This window comes from Streptomyces sp. NPDC046379, from assembly GCF_055587785.1.
On sequence record NZ_JBVJFP010000066.1, the window covers coordinates 1 to 1483 of the forward strand.

Here is a 1483-nt window from a genome sequence, read left to right on the forward strand (position 1 = left end):
GCCTCTATGTCCTTCGTCAAGCGAGGCGAGGGCTGCGGGACTCGTAGAAGGTTCCGTCGCGGAGCATGGCGAACAGGACGCTGATGCGGTGGCGGGCGAGGCGGAGGAGGGCCTGGGTGTGGGTCTTGCCGCGGGCTCGGCAGCGGTCGTAGTAGGTCCGGGAGGCGGGATCGTGCAGGGCGGCGAACGCGGAGAGAAACATTGCCCGTTTCAGCTGCCGGTTCCCGCCCCTGGGGGCGTGCTCGCCGTGGATCGACGTGCCGGACTGCCGGGTCGCCGGTGCCAGGCCGGCGTAGGAGGCGAGGTGGGCGGCGCTCGGGAACGAGCTGCCGTCGCCGACGGTGGTCAGGAGGACTGCGGCGGTCCTGGCGCCGATGCCGGGCATCGAGGTCAGGACCCGGGAAAGAGGGTGGGCCTCCAACAGGGCCTCGATCCGGGCCTCCAGCGCCCGGCGTTGTTCTTGGACGGTGGCCAGCGACTTCGCCAGCGACGGGACGATCACGTCCAGGGTGCCGGTGCCCGGGACGACGACGGTCTGCTCGTCCAGCGCGGTGAAGATGTCGTCGACCAGCCGCTCGGCCATGCGCGGAGCCCTCGGCCGGACGACCTCGACGAGCCTGCGGCGGCCCGCCCTGCGCAGGGCTTGAGGAGATCCGTAACGCTCGAGGAGCCAGGTCACCGCCTGGTGGTCCAACCGTGGGCCCAGGACGCGCTCCAGGCTGGGGTGGAACTGGGTGAGCAGGCCGCGGATGCGGTTGGATGTGCGGTTTGCCTCTCCTGCGAGGTCCTGGTCGAAGCCGACCAGCATGGTCAGCTCGGCGGTGACCTCGTCGGCGAGGTCGAGGGTCCGCAGGGTGTGAGGCATGGTGCGGGCGGCGTCCGCGATGACGGCGGCGTCCTTCGCGTCGGTCTTGGCCTCGCCGGGGTAGAGGTCGGCGATCCTGCGCATCGCGAGTCCGGGCAGGTAGGCGATCTGGCAGCCGGCGTGGCGGGCGACCGTGAGCGGGAGGGCACCGATGGAGGCGGGCTGGTCCACGACCACCAGAACCGTGCCGAACTTGGCCCTGAGCTTGTCGAACACGGCCCGCAGTTTCGGTTCGGTGTTCGGCAGCGGCTTGTCGAGGACAGTCTTCCCGGCCGGGGTCAGACCGTGGCCGTGATGTGCTGCCTTGCCGACGTCCAGGCCCAGGAAGACGTCCACCCCGTCGATGCTGATCACCATGCCCCCACATGTGTCGACGCGTGCCGGCCCCAAGGTCGGGAGCCGTTCTCGCGCATCCACGTTATGCAGACCTGCCGCCCGCGAGCGGCCGGGCATTGCGCCCGGCCGGGCGGTGGTCGGACCTCTGATCAGCGTCTCCGACGGCACCCCTCGGACCCGGTGGCACCACCCCCCAGGTCATCCGTTCGACAGGGGGCAACAGTCATGCCGGGCCCGGAGGCCAGCGGCCCTCTTGCAGGACCGCGAAGAAGATAACGGGGG

At 70.7% G+C, this 1483-nt stretch carries 1 protein-coding gene; it reads right to left on the bottom strand.

Annotated features, from left to right (window positions below; genetic code table 11):
• Nucleotides 1-16: 16 nt before the first annotated feature.
• A complete protein-coding gene (locus tag ACZ6KF_RS34015; RefSeq protein ID WP_469242034.1) occupies nt 17-1222 on the bottom strand; it encodes an IS110 family RNA-guided transposase in 1206 nt (401 codons plus the stop codon).
• Between the last annotated feature and the right edge of the window lie 261 nt (nt 1223-1483).

What these genes read in the sequence shown, in the direction of transcription:
- ACZ6KF_RS34015 (WP_469242034.1), bottom strand. Translation starts at nt 1,222, where the DNA reads ATGGTGATCAGCATCGACGGGGTGGACGTCTTCCTGGGCCTGGACGTC.